This is a genomic window from Plebeiibacterium marinum, from assembly GCF_026013615.1.
Classification (GTDB): Bacteria; Bacteroidota; Bacteroidia; order Bacteroidales; family Marinilabiliaceae; genus Saccharicrinis; species Saccharicrinis marinus_A.
The window spans coordinates 16302-35240 of the sequence record NZ_JAPDPI010000043.1 but is presented as its reverse complement, the minus strand read 5'-3'; the positions used below and the strand labels follow the sequence as shown (position 1 = coordinate 35240).

Annotated in this window: 14 protein-coding genes; 13 read left to right on the top strand and 1 reads right to left on the bottom strand. The window is 33.4% G+C overall.

Annotation, left to right across the window (positions count from 1 at the left end; translation table 11 throughout):
• Positions 1-54: 54 nt before the first annotated feature.
• Positions 55-1245 (bottom strand): site-specific integrase, encoded by a 1191-nt coding sequence (locus tag OM074_RS16940; RefSeq protein ID WP_301201653.1) that lies wholly within the window; start codon positions 1243-1245, stop codon positions 55-57.
• Positions 1246-1834: 589 nt separating this feature from the next.
• Here OM074_RS16940 and OM074_RS16935 point away from each other — a divergent pair.
• The 13 genes from OM074_RS16935 (at position 1835) to hemG (ending at position 18740) form a co-directional block, all read left to right on the top strand.
• The gene (locus OM074_RS16935; protein WP_301201625.1) at positions 1835-2437 is read left to right on the top strand and encodes an RteC domain-containing protein; all 603 of its coding nucleotides are present in this window, start codon (positions 1835-1837) and stop codon (positions 2435-2437) included.
• Between the two features lie 81 nt (positions 2438-2518).
• Positions 2519-2875, top strand: a complete 357-nt coding sequence (locus tag OM074_RS16930; RefSeq protein WP_301201624.1) for a helix-turn-helix domain-containing protein — start codon at positions 2519-2521, stop codon at positions 2873-2875.
• A 30-nt stretch (positions 2876-2905) separates the two neighbouring features.
• Entirely contained in the window at positions 2906-3217 is a 312-nt protein-coding gene (locus OM074_RS16925; RefSeq protein ID WP_301201622.1) for a DUF4406 domain-containing protein, read from the top strand.
• Between the two features lie 66 nt (positions 3218-3283).
• Positions 3284-3826, top strand: coding sequence for a phage antirepressor N-terminal domain-containing protein (locus OM074_RS16920; RefSeq protein WP_301201620.1), 543 nt, complete (start codon positions 3284-3286; stop codon positions 3824-3826).
• Positions 3827-3839: 13 nt separating this feature from the next.
• Complete coding sequence (gene dnaG, locus OM074_RS16915) at positions 3840-6959, top strand: DNA primase (protein ID WP_301201618.1); 3120 nt, start codon at positions 3840-3842, stop codon at positions 6957-6959.
• Positions 6960-6982: 23 nt separating this feature from the next.
• On the top strand, positions 6983-7873 hold the full coding sequence (locus tag OM074_RS16910) for an Rpn family recombination-promoting nuclease/putative transposase (protein ID WP_301201616.1): 891 nt from the start codon (positions 6983-6985) through the stop codon (positions 7871-7873).
• Between the two features lie 323 nt (positions 7874-8196).
• Positions 8197-8487, top strand: coding sequence for a hypothetical protein (locus OM074_RS16905; RefSeq protein ID WP_301201614.1), 291 nt, complete (start codon positions 8197-8199; stop codon positions 8485-8487).
• Positions 8488-8637: 150 nt separating this feature from the next.
• Positions 8638-11229 (top strand): ATP-binding protein, encoded by a 2592-nt coding sequence (locus OM074_RS16900; RefSeq protein WP_301201651.1) that lies wholly within the window; start codon positions 8638-8640, stop codon positions 11227-11229.
• Positions 11216-12673: a sigma-54-dependent transcriptional regulator gene (locus OM074_RS16895; protein WP_301201612.1), complete on the top strand. Its 1458-nt coding sequence runs from the start codon at positions 11216-11218 to the stop codon at positions 12671-12673. Before OM074_RS16900 ends, OM074_RS16895 begins: the two co-directional genes overlap by 14 nt.
• 125 nt (positions 12674-12798) lie before the next feature.
• Complete coding sequence (locus OM074_RS16890; RefSeq protein ID WP_301201610.1) at positions 12799-14841, top strand: methyl-accepting chemotaxis protein; 2043 nt, start codon at positions 12799-12801, stop codon at positions 14839-14841.
• A gap of 233 nt (positions 14842-15074) precedes the next feature.
• Complete coding sequence (locus OM074_RS16885; RefSeq protein WP_301201608.1) at positions 15075-16223, top strand: hybrid sensor histidine kinase/response regulator; 1149 nt, start codon at positions 15075-15077, stop codon at positions 16221-16223.
• Positions 16224-16285: 62 nt separating this feature from the next.
• Positions 16286-18100 carry a hypothetical protein gene (locus tag OM074_RS16880; RefSeq protein ID WP_301201606.1) on the top strand — a complete coding sequence of 605 codons (1815 nt, stop codon included), beginning with the start codon at positions 16286-16288 and terminating at the stop codon, positions 18098-18100.
• A gap of 103 nt (positions 18101-18203) precedes the next feature.
• Entirely contained in the window at positions 18204-18740 is a 537-nt protein-coding gene (gene hemG, locus OM074_RS16875; RefSeq protein WP_301201604.1) for a menaquinone-dependent protoporphyrinogen IX dehydrogenase, read from the top strand.
• Positions 18741-18939: the final 199 nt, after the last annotated feature.

Here is an 18939-nt window from a genome sequence, read left to right as displayed (position 1 = left end):
AGTTATCTAATTGATAACTAGGGGCACAATAAAAACTGACTTTATAATATTTTTCTATGCTAAACTCATTTCCGAGCATTTTAATTTTTGTGATAATAGGTGCATGTCTGAGCTTATCTTTTCGTTTGTAATTCTAGCATAAATCTGAGTTGTTTTAATATTGGTATGCCCAAGCATTTTACTTACTGTTTCAATGGGTACACCATTTGATAGGGTAATGGTTGTGGCGAAAGTGTGTCGGGCAAGGTGAAAGGTGAGGTTTTTATTTATTCCACATAGGTCACCAATTTCCTTGAGATATGCATTTGTTTTTTGGTTCGTTGGTACTGGTAGCAATACATCCTTGGGTAGCCCTTTATATTTTTTCAGAATCTCTTGAGCTACATCCAACAAAGGAACTACGGTTTGCACTTCAGTTTTCTGCCTTTTGGTCATTATCCATGGGTTGCCATCAAAAACTTGGATAATGTGTTCTTTCTTTAGATTTTTAATGTCGATATAAGCTAACCCGGTGTAGCAGGAAAAAACAAAAATATCACGAATGCGCTCCAGTCGCTCATTTTTAATTTCTTTCTCCATTATTTTATTTAACTCGTCTTTGGTCAGGTAGCCCCGGTCAACCTTCTTTAAAGATATTTTGTAGTTGGCAAAGGGGTCATTATGGAGTTGACCGTTTTTCTGAGCTGTAATAATGATGCTCTTAAATTTCTGAATGAATTTAGCTGTTGTATTGTAATTGCATTTGCAATGAGTATTCAGGTAGGTTTCAAAGCCTACAATAAAGGAGTGGTTGATCTCCCTTAAATCTATGTCGGATAACTTATATTCCGATTTCAGGTATTCGGATACGTGACGTTTACAGACCTCTGCTTTTTGGTAAGTGGCTTTAGATTTACTTATGCCAATTTGTTTCTTTAGCAGGTTGTTACTGTCTTCAAAAAACTCCATTAAAAAGAATTGCTCTTGTCCGATACCTAAAAAGGTATTTTTAACCTTTTCAGCAGTTACTGTGATTTCTTTTCGGATAAGTTCATTGTATGTTTTATGAATGGAGGTCTTTATTTCTTCCAAAAGGCTATTAGTGGCCACTGCTTCCGAACTTCGCCCTTTTACTTTGCCCAGACTAACGCTCCATTCAGTAACCTTTATATATTGCTTTGTGCTGAATTGTGCCATTTTACCATTAACACTGATTCTTGCAATAATAGGTGCTGTTCCGTCTTTTCTTTTTGCACTTTTCTTAATGTAAAAAAAACTTTAAATGTACTTCTCATTTGCTTCATTTTTTTGAATTGTAAAACTAGTTTATTAATCTCAAAATGAAATGATTGCAGGTGTGCCAATTCGCGACATTACTATGCCAATATGCGACAATTTGTGACCTATTTTTGATTTTTAAAAATAGGGTACGATTTAGCCACAAAACTATGTCGCTTTTTGGCAATTTTATCAAAGTACTTACAGACAAAAGGGCATAAAAAAAGTCCTACAATATCTTGATATTATAGGACTTGTCTCTTTTCTGTCTTCTATTGACATTTAACTAAGCGGAGAGAGAGGTAAGTGAACTTTCTCTCTTATGATTTTGTATATCAATAACTTAAGAGTCTTTTTGTTCTGATTGGTCATGATTTAGCCATGACTTTTGGCAGTGCCATTTCTCAGTCAAAATCTACAATATTTCAGGTTCTAATTTACACCTTTTTATTGAAAATGCAACACGTTGTTTTTTGTTCCATAATGTGTTGTAAAAAACGCCTTCGAATACGTCCGTATTAAGTCGCTGTGTTTGGCCATAACGATGGCCTTTTTATTAATTAATAATCATTAAAAAATGGAACAAAAAACAGAGCGATTTATTAAGAAGGTTGAAAATGCATTTGCATCAGAAAAGGTTCGTATTACCGAATTTGAAATGTTAATCCGAGAATGGAGGCAATTGATTTCGATTAGGTGTTATGAAGATGATGATGCAAGACAAATCCATCGCAACCTGAATCACCTGAAATTTACGGTACAATGGCATAGTAAACGGTGGTGTTCTGAAAAGAGTGAAGATTTAAAGGAGTTCTTAGAAACTATGATTCGATACATAGATGTTGAATTACAGAGTTTAAGGCTTAAGTCAAGTGTTGAAAAAAGAACAACTGACATAAAAGGGACATCTCATAATACCATGTCATGGACGGCTACTAAACGAGATTTAATTGAGCTTATAAGTGCGTTGCACTCAGCCAAATGTATCAATAGCGGAAATGTCAAACTACAACGTTTGGTTGAGCTTTTCGAAAGCATTTTTGAAATTAATTTAGAATATTATCATCCGGAACAAAACCGAATGGCAGTGCGCACCTCTATAGAAAACAGAGGATTAAGAGCATATTTTTTAAGTGATTTGGTAAACAGCTTTAACGCCAAAATTCAGAATCTTAAATAAATCTTGCTCAACTTGAGACTCAAGTTGAGTTCATAAAATTTTCCTTGTTTACAATTTTGTGCTGAATTAAAAAATCAGTGCATGAACGTTATAACAATTGAGTCAGAAGCTTATAAAGCTATTGTAGACAAATTAGATTCCCTATTGCAATTTTTAGATTTAAACCATAATTCGGTTAATCCTGATGAAGCATGGATTGATGGTGAAGACGTATGTACTTACCTACGAATTAGCCAACGGACTTTGCAAAGGTTGCGCAGTAGTGGTAATATCACATATTCCACATTGGGCGGTAAAACCTATTATACAATTTCTGAAATAAAGAGGGTGCTGGAAAGCCGAAAGGTACGTAGTAGCGTACAATCCGTAGAAGAGCTTTGTGATGTTTATAAGGAACGCTTAGGTGGTCTTCAAGACAAAGCAAAACATAATCTGTAGGGCATTCCGAAATACTATAAAATTTAAGTAATGATAGTTTACCTCTCCGGAATAAATAAGGAAACCGATATTAAGGAAATTGATGGGATAAAAATCTATTTGTTGAATTTGGGTTGTACTGTTATCAGCCCGGAAAACAAAGAGCTTGATAAACTTAATTGGTCAGAGAATATCAGACTAAGGTTAAGCTTTATTCAAAGTAGTAGCACTATTTATATGCTACCAGACTGGAAAGAGAGCTTGATGGCACGAATTGAGTTGACAGCAGCGATGGATGATAAGATGCCTCTTTGCTTTTCACCAGAAGATATTAGAGGATTATTAACCACCCTTGACGGCTAATTTGGTTTGGGCAGGGCTGAACAAGGGCAGCCCTGCCATTTTTAGAAACATATCGAAGAAACAATTATGACAAAAAAACAAAAGATAGTAGCAAAGATTAATAATGTAAGCATTATGCTGATTGATGGTGCAGATAAACTTGTACCCATAAAACCGATTTGCGAAGCATTGGGTATCGATGCCAAAAATCAAAGGACAAAAATTCAAAATGATGAGATATTAGGTTCTATTGGGGTGCTCAGCACCTCAGTTGGAGCTGATGGTAAAGATAGGGAGATGTTTTGTTTGCCCTATATGTATGCTTTGGGGTGGCTTTTTACCATTAATCCAAAGAACGTTAAAGCAGAAGCCAAGGAAACCATTCTTAAATACAAAATGGAATGTTATACAGCGTTGTTTAATCACTTCTCCGACCAATCAGAATTTTTGGAGCAAAAGCAAAAAGTACTGGAAAAACAAATGGAAGAAGTAGAACGCATTCGAAATGATTACACCAAAACAAAGAACCAGTTTAATGAAGCCAGAAAAGCGCTGAATGAAGTTAAGGAAATGACCTTTGAGGAATGGCAATTAAACAAACGACAATTGACTTTAGATTTTAAAAATTAAAGAGGTAGCATACATGGATGCAAACAAGGTTATTGAGCAAATAAACGACCATATTCTAAGTGTTGTCGAAAATTTTATAGAGTTAAAACAAAGGGGCAGTAATTTTATGGGTTGCTGCCCTTTTCATAACGAAAAAACACCATCGTTGAGTGTAAACCCGGCAAAGGGTATTTTTAAATGTTTTGGCTGTGGCAAAGGTGGTAATGCCATTGAATTTATTAAAGAGCATGAAGGCGTTGATTTTAAAGAGGCAGTCGAGATTGGTGCGAAGAAGCTGAGAATGGACTTTCAATGGAAGCATAGTTCTAATTTTGATGAAATAAAGTATAAGCATGAAGAGAGTTTGAAAATAGCGTGTACCGTGATTGAGAAGTTCTTTCTGGAACAGGTCAGCCAAAAGGAAGCGCAACTGTACATTGAAGAACGCAAACTTGCTATTCCCAAAGAAAGTAGCTTTAACATCGGTTATGCTCCAAATGGGAATGCACTCCTGGCCCATGCAAGAAAAAGTGGCCTTAAAACTGAAATACTTGAGGAAATAGGAGTGCTAAAAAGCAATGATAAAGGTATCTATGATTTCTTCAGAAACAGATTGATATTTCCTATCTCAAATTCACGAGGGCAAACAATCGCTTTTGCAGGGCGTGACATAAGTAAAGACCCCAAGATAAAATACCTAAATACACCTGAAAGTTGCATCTATACAAAAGGTAATGAGCTGTATGCTTTAAATGAAGCGAGGTTTGCCATTAAAAAGGAAGATAGGGCATATATCACAGAAGGTTATACTGATGTTTTAAGATTACATTCGATAGAGATTGTAAATTCGGTTGCTACTGGTGGAACTGCCCTGACCATAGCACAGGTTAAACTACTTAGGCATTATACAAATAAGGTAACATTAATCTTTGATGGAGATAAAGCAGGGCAAAATGCCACAGATAGAAATGCGGAAATACTGATTAAAAACCAGTTCCATGTTTCTGTCATAGCCTTGCCTGATAAACAAGACCCGGATTCACTTTTTACTACCAAAGAACAATTTCTTCAGTATAATAACCAGCAAGCCGATTACATAGTCTATAAAACTTCACAGTATGCAGAAAGATTTGCTTCCGACCCGGTTAAAAAATCGGAAGCTATTAAACGAATCTCTATGCTAATTGCGAACTACGATAAGACAAAGCAGGAGGTTTATATTGACTTTGTGGCTGAACATATCAAGCCTAAGAAAGCATGGCAAGATGCCATTAAAGAGTTTATCAAAGATGAGCCAAAGCGAAGCCACCGATACAATATTCCCGAACATGTTAGTCTGAATAAATTTGACCGTTGGGGCTTTTATGTAGAGAACAATTGTTACGTGTTCCGGAATAAAAAAGGAGATGATTTTGTGCCTCATTCCAACTTTGTAATGACCCCACTCTTTCATATTGAAAGTCCAATTAATGCCAAACGCTTATACGAAATCAAGAACCGTCATAACCTGGTAAAGATTATTGAGCTTCCACAACGTGATATTGTTAGTATTACAGCTTTCAAGCTCCAGATAGAATCATTGGGTAACTTTTTATGGACTGGAGGGGAAAGCGAATTGAATAAACTCAAAGCCTGGCTTTATGAGAAAACGAAAAGCTGCAAAGAGATAGTGCAGATGGGATGGCAACGAGAAGGTTTCTTTTGTTGGGGAAACGGCATATTTAATGGCGATGATTTTATAAAAGCAGATAGATATGGAATCGTAAAGCACCAGGATAGGTATTTCTATATTCCTGCTTGTTCCGAAATCTATTCAGGTGACGATACCTTGTTTGAGTTTGAACGCCATTTTATCCATAACGAAGGGAATATAACCTTGTATGAATATGCCACAAAATATTATGGCGTATTCGGGCTAAACGGTATTGTGACCTTATCCTTCTACTTTGCCTGTTTGTTTATGGACATCATATCAAAGCGATTTGATAAATTCCCTATCCTGAACATGTATGGTCAAAAAGGTTCTGGTAAGAATACTTGCGCAGAGAGCATCTTGTACATGTTTGGGAGAAAAGGCAAAGTCCCCAATCTTCATAACTCCAGTAAACCATCCATTGCCGACCACGTAGCCACCAGTTCCAATGCTGTTTGTGTTCTGGATGAATACCGTAATGATTTGGAAATGGAAAAACGTGAGCTGCTCAAAGGTTTTTGGGATAAGACCGGACGGACACGCATGAACATGGATAAGGACAAGAAAAAGGAAACTTCAAAAGTGAACCAGGGAATCATTGTCTGTGGTCAGCAAATAGCTACAGCTGATATTGCACTGTTTAGCCGATTCATTGCCCTGGGATTCTCAAAAACGGTATTCTCCTTTGAAGAAAAGCGTTTATTTGAAGAGCTGGAGCAAATTAACAAACAAGGGTTGACACAGATAACCCACCAGTTGCTCAAACATAGGGAGACTTTTGCCAGGAACTATAACAAAACGGTTGATGCCGTTAGTGATAAGTTCAGGGAGCTATTAGAAACGATAGCAGTTGAAACCAGGATATACAATAACTGGCTTACCGTTGCATCAGCTTATGCTACCATTGCCAAAATAGTGGAGCTGCCGTTTTTATATGAAGAAATTATGGAGCTGTTTGTAAAGATGATGATTGAACAGAACAAGGAAACAGCCAGGAATGATGATTTGGGTATCTTCTGGAAAACTGTCCAATACCTTATCAGCTCCAATGTTTTGTTTGAAGAAGGTGATTACCGTTTGGTCTATGCTGAAAAAATTGAACGCACTTTTAAAGAGGATGGCAAGTGGAAGAAATCAGATATAGTTTTTCAGAAACCTTTAAAGCTCCTTTATCTATCCGTTAGCCGTGTGTTTGCCTTATACAAATCACAAGCTTTACGAGAGGGAGACAAACCTCTACCCGATGCAACAGTGGAATATTACCTGAAGAACAGCCCTGCATTTATCTGTGATACTAAGAAAGTGAGTTTTAAAAAGATGGATGCCAAATCGGGTTACCAGGAAATAGATGAGAAGGGTAATAAGAAATACACCAGCACAACAGCTTTTGTGTTCTATCTCGATAAGCTGAACCTTAACCTTGATACCAAGTCAGAACCGATACAAAACTTAAATAACTGAATGAATTAAAATACATTTGTAATATGGAAAAGAATAATGGCATAAAGAAGAACAACAACATACACGACAACTTTTTTAAAAGCATGTTTTCTGTGAAAGAGAACCTGGAAGACTTGTTGTTAGGAACATTGCCCAAAGAAGTACTCCAGGGCCTAAAGCCAGAGACGCTTACTTATGATCCGACTGAATATGTGGACAAGGAGCTTGCACCATATTTTAAAGATATATCATGCAACATGCAGTATGGATATACTAATATTAAGGTGTCGTTGCTGTACGAGCATAAGAGTTACCCAGATAAAAACATACACTTGCAGTTGTTAAGATATATTTTGAACGTATGGGAAAGTCAGGTAGCCAACAAACAACCGCTTACCCCTGTAATTACGATGGTGTTTTATCATGGTAAACCTAAGTGGACAGATTCGGGTTTTGTAAAGGTTCCGGAGGAGCTTAAGCGCTTTGTGCCACTTTTTGATTATGCTTTGTTTGATACAAAAGATATTGAAGACCATGCTATCATCCGTCACTTTAAGCGACCAAGTGTAAAAGTAGCAGTATGGTTTATGAAGCGAAGTGATAATCTTATTGGCTTTATCAAGAATAACCCTGATTTGGCACGAGAAATGTTCAGTCAGCTAAAGGAAATTGACGAAACTATTTTCCAAAAAATAGCGTTATATTTGTATAAAGTTTCTGGTTTAGAACCGGATAAAATAGATGAGATTATGGAAACAATTTCACCACAAGTTAAAGATGCTTTTGCAGAAGCTGCCAACGAACTTAAATACTTAGGTAAAAAAGAAGTTGTAGTAAAAATGATTGCAAAAGGTTATGCGGATAATGAAATATCTGAAATAACAGATATTGCCATTGAGGATATTCAAAAGATTCGGACAAACAACTCTCATTAAGAGTAGTTAATCTAAGATATAGCCCGGTATCAGTTTTGGTATCGGGTTTTTTATTGCCTTATTTTTCCATTTATTGCCTTTTGAATATTACTTTTGTATAAATTTTAACAGTAAAACTGAATATTTGATATAAACAAAAAAGAAAGCGAACATATAATCTTAAAATATTAAGACTTAATCTCTTGTAACTAAAAATCGCCAAATTTTAAAATCGCAATGAGAGTAGGTACGGGCGTGGCCTGTGCTGCTTTGCGATTGGGTGTTTGGCGATACCTTAGTTACGAGTGGTTTCAGTGCCACGCTTCTTTTTAACACAAATCAGAATGAAAGATTTATATGTGTGGTTGCAAAGTGAGGTAAATGAATCGCTTGAATTATTGGATAACGAAATCATAAAAGACGGAGCTGATGAAATTGTCTTTTCGTCAAGTAAGGAATTTCTTAAGAAAAGCAAAGATGTTCTGAATAGGATGGTTGAATTGTTATCTGAATACGACTTGGATATAATGAAGCTGATCAATTTGATTGCCAAACTAAAGACTGAGGGTAATGATGCTGATGAAGATGCCATCATTCAATCTATGATTATGAAAATGACAGGAGTTACATTTTAAGCAAACTAAATGATTCTTTAATTTTTACATAAAAAACTCAAAAAATTGTAACTTTTAGATTTGAATTATAAGGTAAGGTTTTAATATGACATAAAAATGAAAGATGAATTTACAAGCATAAAAACCATTTTTGACAATGCTCCAATAGGCATGGCATTATCAACAGTTGATGGTAGTATTGTAAGCATGAATGAACGATTTATTAAAATGCTGGGGTATAACTCTTTTAGTGATGCAAAAAAGCATATCAAACATCTTGCCTACGATTTATACGACAAACCTGAAACCCGGCAAGAAATATATCACGAAATTATAACCCGGCAGATAAATACCCCCCATTTGGTGAAATTTAGAAGAAAAGATGGCTCGCTTTTAGATGTCAGGTTGTTTTTGCAAAAATACACCCATCAAGGAAACCACATTGACTATATGATTAGTACCATTGAAGATTTAAGCTACCAAAAAAGCCTTGAAACCACTATTGCTGAAGTTAAACGACAATATCGACAACTTTTAAATTCATCGACTGAAGCGGTGTTTATTCATAAGGATGAGCATTATATTGATTGTAACCAAACAGCAAAAGTTTTATTTGGTATAACCGACACTAAAAAAAACTTTACTTTTGCTGATTTGTCACCCGAATACCAACCTAATGGAAAAAAATCCTTTGATGAAGGTGTAGCGATATTAAAAAAAGTATCAGAAGGGTTTCCACAAAAGTTTGAGTGGGAGTTTATTGATGCAAAAGGGAAGGCACTTTTTGCTCAAGTTGCAATAAACAAAATTGAAAATGGTCTTAATGGCAATTTCTTGTCTATTATAAGGGATATTACAAAACAAAAAATGGCAGAAGAAAAACTCACTGAACAAAAGACAATGCTAAGAACAATTATTGATTGTTTGCCTTTTGAATTGTTTGCCACCGATTTAGATAGCAACGTTTTATTACAAAACAGTAGTTCTAAAAGTATTTGGGGCGATTCTGAAGGGAAGAATATTTATGAGGGTACTGCGTCAAAAAAAGGAAAAGAAAAATGGAAACGAAACCTTGAATTAATAAAGAAAAACCAAATACTGGACTATGAAGATAAATTGATTTATAAGAAGCATGACATATATGCTCGAAAAATTGTTGTCCCTTATAATCACAAACAAAAGGTTATCGGGGCAATTTCGCTGTCGATTGACATAACTGAACGAAAAAAAGCTGAAATACAAAAAGTAGAAAGTCAAAATAGGGCAAATATTCAACGAGCCGCTTTAGCAGAAATAATGTTTTCTCACATCTTTTCATTTAAAAATATTAATGACGCTTTTCAAAAAATTGCCCATTTAATTTCTTCAACGCTTTCAGTAGCCCGTGGAAGCATTTGGGCATTTTCCGATGATGGCTCTCAATTAAAATGTTTATTCTTATTTAACCAACAAACAGAAACTTATACTTCCGGAGATATTTTACATATTAATGAATTTCCGGCATATTTCAATGCCATAAAGAAAGAGAATCGTGTTTATGCTGAAGATACATTTAACGACCCACGCACAAGCCAATTAAAAGATATACATTTAAAAAAGCATTGTATAACTTCATTGCTCGATTCAGGTATATTTCTCGAAGGAAAGCTAGTTGGAGTTGTTTCCGCTGAGCATATTGGCGAAAAACGTAAATGGATGCCAGATGAAGAATCATTTATTTCTACAATTGCTGCTATTGTAGCCCAATTATTCGAAGCTCAAAAAAGAAAGAAGGTTGAACATGAGCTTATTGAACACAAAAATAATCTTGAATCGCTTGTCGAGGAAAGAACTCAGGAAATAAATCAATTGAATGAAGAGTTACAAGCAAACAATGAAGAGCTATATACAACAAATGAAATGCTTCTTGAAGAAAGAAACAGGTTAAAAGAAGCATTGGAGGAACTAAAGCTTATTCAAGCTCAATTGATTAAACAGGAAAAGATGGCTTCTATCGGTACATTAACTGCTGGAATTGCCCACGAAATAAATAATCCTGTAAACTTTATCAGTAGCGGTATTACAGGTTTGGAGTTTATGCTCGAAGAAATGACTCACTTAATACATCAATTTATTCCGGTATCCATTGAAGTTGAAAATCGTCAAGTCAAAGGTAATATTGATGCCTCGGAAATTCAAGAAAAAATTACAGAGCTGCTTGAAGAACTTCCTTTGGTAATGGAATCAATCAAAAATGGAGTTGGCCGTACCACCAACATTGTTAAAGGATTACGCACATTCACTCGTTTAGATTCCCAAAAATTTGAAAGAGCCAACATAAATCAACTAATTGATTCTACATTAACCATTTTATTTAATAAGTATAAAGGTAGAATTGAAATAGTTAAAAGCTATTCAGATATTGAAGAGTTTTACTGTTTTCCCGGAAAACTAGGACAAGCTTTTCTAAACTTGTTGGTAAATGCAATTCAAGCAATTGAAGATAAAGGTAAGATTACTATTACAACAAGCTTAAGTAATGAAAAAGATAATATTATAGTCAAAATAAAAGATAGTGGTTCGGGTATACCTGAGGAAATTTTAAAAAATATTTTCGACCCTTTTTTTACCACAAAAGATGTAGGAGAAGGAACAGGGCTAGGATTATCCATAGTTCATGGTATAATCGAAGAACACAGTGGAGTAATTGAAGTTAATACTAAAAAAGGAGAAGGAACGGAGTTTGTTATATTTTTACCCGTAAAAAAAGATGCAGGAAATTAATATTCTATATATAGATGATGAAAAAGATAATTTAATCACTATTCGGGCAGGGCTCCGAAAATGGTATAAAATTGATATTTCAGAAAGTGGAAAAGAGGCACTTGCTAAATTAGCGAAATCAAATTATCATATAGTTATTACAGACCAACGTATGCCAGAAATGTCTGGACTTGAACTATCTGCAATATTAAAAGAAAAATATCCTGATATTATTGTGATAATCTTAACGGCTTTTGATGATAATAAAACGATGTTAGATGCAATAAACCAAGGAGGAATTTATCGATATTTACTTAAACCCGTAGATATAAATGACCTTAAGTTGACACTTGATTCAGCCATTGAAAAATACAGATTTAGAAAAGAAAGGTTGGGGCTGTTTAATAAGATCATGCAGAAACACAAAGAACTAACAGAGGCATTTGCAAAGATTAATACATTAAAAAATCAATTGGAGGAAGAGAATATTCAATTAAAGTTAGAAATTGGGAATAATGAATTTAGTGAGATAATAGGTAATAGCAAAGCTCTAAAAAAAGTGCTTGGTCTTATAAAAAAAGTGTCAAAAACCGATTCGTCAATTCTAATTTTAGGGGAAAGTGGTACAGGAAAAGAGCTGTTTGCGAATGCAATTCATTCAAATAGCAACCGTAAAGAAAAACCATTTATAAAAGTGAATTGCGCAGCCATTCCTGAAAATCTAATAGAAAGCGAATTGTTTGGATACGAAAAAGGAGCTTTTACCGGTGCAGTTATTTCTAAACCTGGTAAATTTGAACTAGCAAATAACGGAACACTTTTTTTAGATGAAATTGGAGAATTACCACTTACGGTGCAGTCGAAATTACTAAGAGCAATTCAAGAACAAGAAATTGAAAGGTTGGGAGGAGTAAAAACAAAAAAAATAAATATTCGTCTTATATCAGCTACAAATCGCAATCTTGAAGAAGAAGTAAATAAAGGCAAATTTAGAGAAGATTTATACTATAGATTGAATGTAATGCCTATTAGTGTTCCATCGCTTCGTGATAGAAAAGATGATATCCCTTTATTGGTTCATTTTTTTATGGAAAAGTTTAATAGGAAAATAGGTGCAGATATTACTTCTATTTCGTCTAAAGCTCTAAAAAAACTTATCGATTATAATTGGCCAGGCAATGTAAGAGAATTGGAAAATATTATAGAACGTTCATATATATTAAGTAGTGGAAACAAACTAGATGTTGATTTTAACTTTAATAGAAACGGTAATTCACAGCTTAAAAATGAGCACCTTACTCTTGAAGAGAACGAAAGAAATTATATACTAAGTATCTTAAAAAAAACCAGATGGAAAGTAAAAGGAGAATCTGGAGCTGCTGAAATTTTAAATATAAATCCTTCTACACTATTTTCTCGCATGAGGAAATTAAAAATTGAAAAATCCGACAGGGATGATATTTAATACAAGGTGTGATATATCGCACCTATATTGGATTATGCGTATTTTGTATGTATTTAATATGTAGAGATATATAGATTTTGGCGCAGCTGTTGTAATGTATTAATAAATGATTTTAATATATTACAATGAAACGAATAAAAGACATTAGTATTGGAATTCGGCTTAATTTAGCCCTTGGATTTGCGATGACAGGTATCTTAATTGGTATTTCTGTATATGTTTTAAATGAAGAGAAAGCTGAAATAACAAACCTTACAGATGTAAGGATGTATGAGCAGGTAAGTGATGTTTCAAGAGTTATACAAAATGAGATTGTTTTAAATCAGAAACAAGTAAATACAGGCATAGAATATGTAGATGCCTACTTTAAAAGCCTTGGTGAATTATCTATACAGGAAGAGAAAGTTACGCTGGATGCAGTTAATCAGGAAACAAATCAAAAGACAACAATAAAAGTAAGCACTTGGCTAATTAATAATGAAATATTACAACAGTCAAATGCTATAATTGATGACATTACGAATAAGGTTGAAGGTACTGTTACCATCTTTCAAAAAATTCCCAATGGATACTTACGAATTGCAACAAATGCAACAAATAAAGAAGGAGAAAAGGTAATAAGTTCCTATATTCCAGGCAATTCCCCCATAGCGCAAGCCATTTCAGCAGGAAATTCTTACCATGGAAGAGCACTTGTTGTAGACACATGGTACTTAACAGGATATAAACCTATTCAAAAAAAAGGTAAAGTACTAGGAATGATATCTTATGGTATGCCTGAGAATGATATGGAGGGCTTGCGTGAAATTTTTTATTCAAAAAAATATTTTGAATCGGGTTATCCCTTTTTAGTTGATAGTAAAGGAAATTTTATTATACACCCAACTAGTGAAGGAATGAATATAGCTAACCATGAGGCTTTTAAGCAAATTAAATCAAATAATCTACAGGAAGGAAAAACCACATATCTTTGGGAAGGTATTAAAAAACATCAGTATTTTAAATATATTGAAGTTATCGATTCATATGTAGCTGTAAGTATTAATAATAATGAATTATTAAGTTTAACTAATAGAACACGCAATTCTATTATTATTGCTTTAATTATAGGTATACTCATTTTTGCGACCATAAATACAACCTTTTCCCGGACTCTTTCAAAAAATCTTAATGAAGGAGTGAAATTTGCAGAAGCAATTGCCTCTGGCGATTTAACAGTCAAAATTAATATAGACCAAAAAGATGAAGTAGGCAGATTAGCTAAAGCACTTAATTCAATGATTGGTAAAGTTCGTAGTGTAATCGAAAATGTTTCAACCAGCTCGGATTATATTGCAGCTGCTAGTCAGCAAACGAGCACAGCATCTGAGCAATTGTCTACAGGTGCAAGTGAGCAGGCAAGCTCTATCGAAGAGGTTTCTTCAACAATGGAAGAAATAGCATCAAATATTAATCAAAACACACAAAATGCTCAAACAACAGAAAAGATGTCTGTTAACACCTTGGACGGTATAAAGGTTGTTGCTAAACGAGCAGGAATGGCAGCAGAATCCAACCAGATAATTGCAGACAGAGTTAAAATTATTAATGATATAGCTTTTCAAACAAATATTTTGGCATTAAATGCAGCAGTAGAGGCTGCTCGTGCCGGAGAACATGGTCGAGGTTTTGCTGTTGTTGCTGCAGAAGTTAGGAAACTAGCAGACAGAAGTAAAGTTGCTGCTGAAGAAATAGTCGCTCTTACCCAGGAAAGCCTCGATCTGGCTAATGGTGCTGGAGAAGTAATGGCTAAATCTTTACCGGAAATTACTAAAACAACCCAGTTAATACAAGAAATATCAGCTGCGAGTATGGAGCAAAATACAGGGGCAGATCAAGTAAATTCAGCTATTCAAGAACTAAGTTCAATTACACAACAAAATGCTTCTTCAAGTGAAGAGTTGGCCTCTAATGCTGAGGAACTTGCCTCACAAGCAGAACAATTAAAACAGGTAATTTCTTTTTTTAAACTGAAGGATACTTTCGAAAATAAGTCTGTGATTTTGAAGACAAATAGTAATACAGCAACAAAAACCACAGAACCTAGGGCTGTCATGAGTACTAAAATAAAAGGTTCGCAACAAATTAAGTTCGAGCATACAAAAGATGATGGATTTACAAGTTTTTAATTTAGTATAGTTCATAGTGCCTATTGTATTATGTAATGCATTATATACACCTATAATTACCTGACATTTAGGTTTGTATTAGTGTTCTGGTTAGCCATTGAAAAATGGTTAATCAGAACTTCCCTTGACTAAAGAGAAGTGATCTCAATCTTTAATTTTGAATTGAAAATTAAATAAATCTAAAAGGATTTGTGCTTTCTCAAAACTATTCAGTTAAAAGATAAATAGACAATATGAGTAAGGATAATTATAATATTATGGATGAATTAAAAAGCAACATACTATACGTAGATGATGAAATAGGCAATCTTGTTGGATTTAAAACTAGTTTTCTGCAAAAATATAATGTTATGACGTGCGAGAATACCATAATTGCAGAAAAATATCTTTACAATAATGAAATAGAAGTACTGCTTATTGATTATAAAATGCCTATTGAAGATGGTATTTCATTTGCTCAGAGAATAGAATGTAAGTTTCCCAATGTAATAAAAATTCTAGTCACTGCTCATGCTGAATCTGAACTTGCAATAAAAACCATTAACTCTCATTCATTTTATGCATTTGTTTCTAAACCTTGGGACTACGAACAGTTGAAATTGATTATTCAAAATGCTATAGATAAATATAATTTAGAGAAAAATAACCGTGAACTTATGATTAGTTTACAAAAAGCGTTGAATAATGAAAAACGAGCAAATTACGTTAAAGATGTTTTTTTACGAAACATATCCCACGAAGTACGCACACCATTAAATGGTATCATAGGATTTTCTCAATTAATAATTGAAGAAGGAAATTACCCAGAAATAAATGAAAAACTTGACATTATTCTGCAAAGTTGCAATAGATTGCTTTATACTATGCAAAGCATAATAGATAGCTCAATTATTATTGCAGACCAACTAGAATTTTCAACATCTACTTTTAATTTAGAACACCTTTTGAATGCCGTTATTGAGGAGAAAAGTAGAATGTTTAACAATACCAATAGAGTAGAAATACAAAGCGATGAATCAAATAAATTAATATGTACCAATGATGAGTCAAAGGTGAAAGTAATCTTTGAAAAATTAATTGACAATGCTTTTAAATTTTCAAATACACAAAGAAAAATAAAAATACATATTAATTCGCTGGTTAACAATAACTTTTTTACAATAAAAATTACAAACAATGGCGCTAAAATACCAAAAGAAGATTACGATAACATTTTTGAATCATTTTTGAATGGCGACAATTCTTTGTCAAGGGCTAATGAAGGTATTGGCTTAGGATTATTTATAGCAAAATCTTATACTGAATTTTTAGGAGGAAAAATTTGGATTGAAGAATCTCAAGATTCAAGTATTTTTTGCGTAACTCTTAAAAAAAACATTTAATACCAAAATTAACTACAATACAACCTACAATAAACACATTAACAATTTAAAAATATATTATTTTGGATATAAATAAATTACCACATACTTTTCATATTCCTGTAATGGGAACTGGATACACTATTGAATCCCCCTTAAAGGTTGCTAAATATGGAATTAATTCAGTAATTCCATTAAGCGATCATTACATAATGAATCCATTAATAGAAATACATAGTTGCAAGCACAATTTGCGTTATGAATTATTAGATCCTTATGATCCTGAAAATAGGGCAATTATTATTCGTCAATATTTAAATTTAGTTAATGATATTGTTCAAAAACAATTTGAAGAAGTAAGGAATTCCCCTTTTATAGCAGGAAGTGAGATAACCAAATATTTTGAGATGCTACCCTCAAATACACCTCTTAAAGTAAAGTACAACCAAATGCTTGAATCTGTTGGTGATATGAAAGGAAAACTCCAAGATGAATTGAGAGATTTAATGCTTCCGGGCAGTATAGATGTTAACATTATGACTAAGCTGGATGGTGTAAATTACACCAAACAGAATGAGCCATACCCTACAGATTACAATGATGCACACTCTGCATTAAGAGGTTTTGCAGAAAGTAAGTTAGATGCTTCCCTTATCCTTTCGGCAGGTTTAAATCCTCGTTTATATGGTTATATGGCAAATTTTAAAGATTTTTTTCCTGATGCACAAGGGAAAATGAAAAAGAGAATTGCTTTAAAGGTAAGCGATTATAGGTCTGCAATGATCCAGGGTAAATTTCTAGCAAAAAAGGGACTTTGGGTTTCTGAATTTAGAATTGAATCAGGTTTAAATTGTGGTGGCCATGCATTTGCTACTGATGGGTATTTATTAGGACCAATCTTAAATGATTTTAAGGAAAACAAGAAGGAACTAAATAAACAGTTGCACACTACATATGCTGAAGTATTAAAGAAAGAGAAGGATATTGAAGTGGATCGTGCTCTTCCGTTACTTTATACGGTTCAGGGTGGAATTGGAGATGCCTATGAGCATCAAATGCTCTTGGATTATTATGGAATGGAATCTGTAGGTTGGGGGTCACCATTTATGTTAGTGCCTGAGGCGACAACTGTAGATAAATTTACCCAAAATTTACTTTTAAAAGGCAAAGAAAACGATTTTTATTTGAGTCGGATTTCTCCTCTAGGTGTGCCATTTAACTCTATTAAAGGAAATTGGGCTGATAAAGAAAAACAAAAACGTATTGATGAAGGAAATCCTGGTGCTGTTTGTTTGAAGAAATTTTTACAATTTAACACTGAGTTTACTCCAAAATCAATTTGTACAGCCTCTGTTCAGTATCAGAAAAACAAAATTTCACAACTTAAAAAAGCAATCGCAAATCCAATTGAATTAAAAGAAAAAGTAGATAAGGTTGTTGAGAAAGTATGTCTGTGTACAGGTCTCGGTAATACTGTATTAGATTATTATAAATTACCTCTTGCTAAAGGTAACCATGGTGTTGTTGTATGTCCAGGCCCTAACTTAGCATACTTTAATAGGATTAACTCGTTAAGAGAAATGGTAAATCACATTTATGGTAAAACAACACACCTTTTTAATAATGATAGACCCAATGTATTTATTAAGGAACTTAAGATCTATATTGACTATTTAAAAGCAAAAATTGAAGTGGAAAGTAAAAATGAAAATACACCTGTTAAAGTAAAATATTTTACTTTGTTTAAAGCTAATTTGCTGGATGGTATTGCTTATTATAAAAAGATATTTTCCGATAATGATAGTATATTAATGAATATGAAAGACAAAGTATTGTCTGACCTTGGCATTTATAAGTTAGAATTAGAGAAGGTGCTTATTCCACAACCAATTAAGTAGGAATACCTATGCAGGTTATCAATGTTAAAGAAATGGGTTTTAAAAACCTATTTCTTTAATTAGAGTTAGTTTATAAAATACTTTATCCATTAAGTGTTTCAATATGTTAAAATTAAAAAGTGTTTGTATTCTTTATTCATCAACAGATGGACAAACATTAAAAATATGTAATTACATAGCAGAAAATATTTCTAATAAAGGTATTGAAACTTGTATTCAAGATATTAATAGTTTTTCGTCAAATGTTATTGCCTTTGATACCATAGTTATTGGTGCAAGTATTAGATATGGTCATCATAGAAAAATAGTATTCAGGTTTATTGATAAGTATCGACATGCCTTAGAGAAAATAAATACTGGTTTTTTTTCAGTAAATTTGGTAGCCAGAAAGAAAGCTAAAAATACACCTGACACAAACCCATATGTAATAAATTTTCTTGATAAAATGAGATGGGAACCTAAAGTAAAATCAGTATTTGCAGGTAGGCTTGATTACGGCAGCTATTCAATATTAGATAAGCTTATTATTAAATTAATTATGAAATTAACAAATGGGCCAGTAAAATCAGATACTCCAATAGAATATACATCTTGGGATAAAGTAGATGAATTTATTGAGAATATATGTAAAAATTTATGACCTATAAAAAGCTAATTACCAATAGATAATTTTTATTACAATTTTATAAAATAGCGGTTAATATTATGTTGTTAACCTTGCTTGATGTTGTTCGTTTTTGTTCAACACTATAATTTTTCTCAAAACAGACCAGAGTTAAAGTAGTGTTGAATCATATGTGAAATATCATTATGAAATTGTAGTTGTTAATTTTCTTATT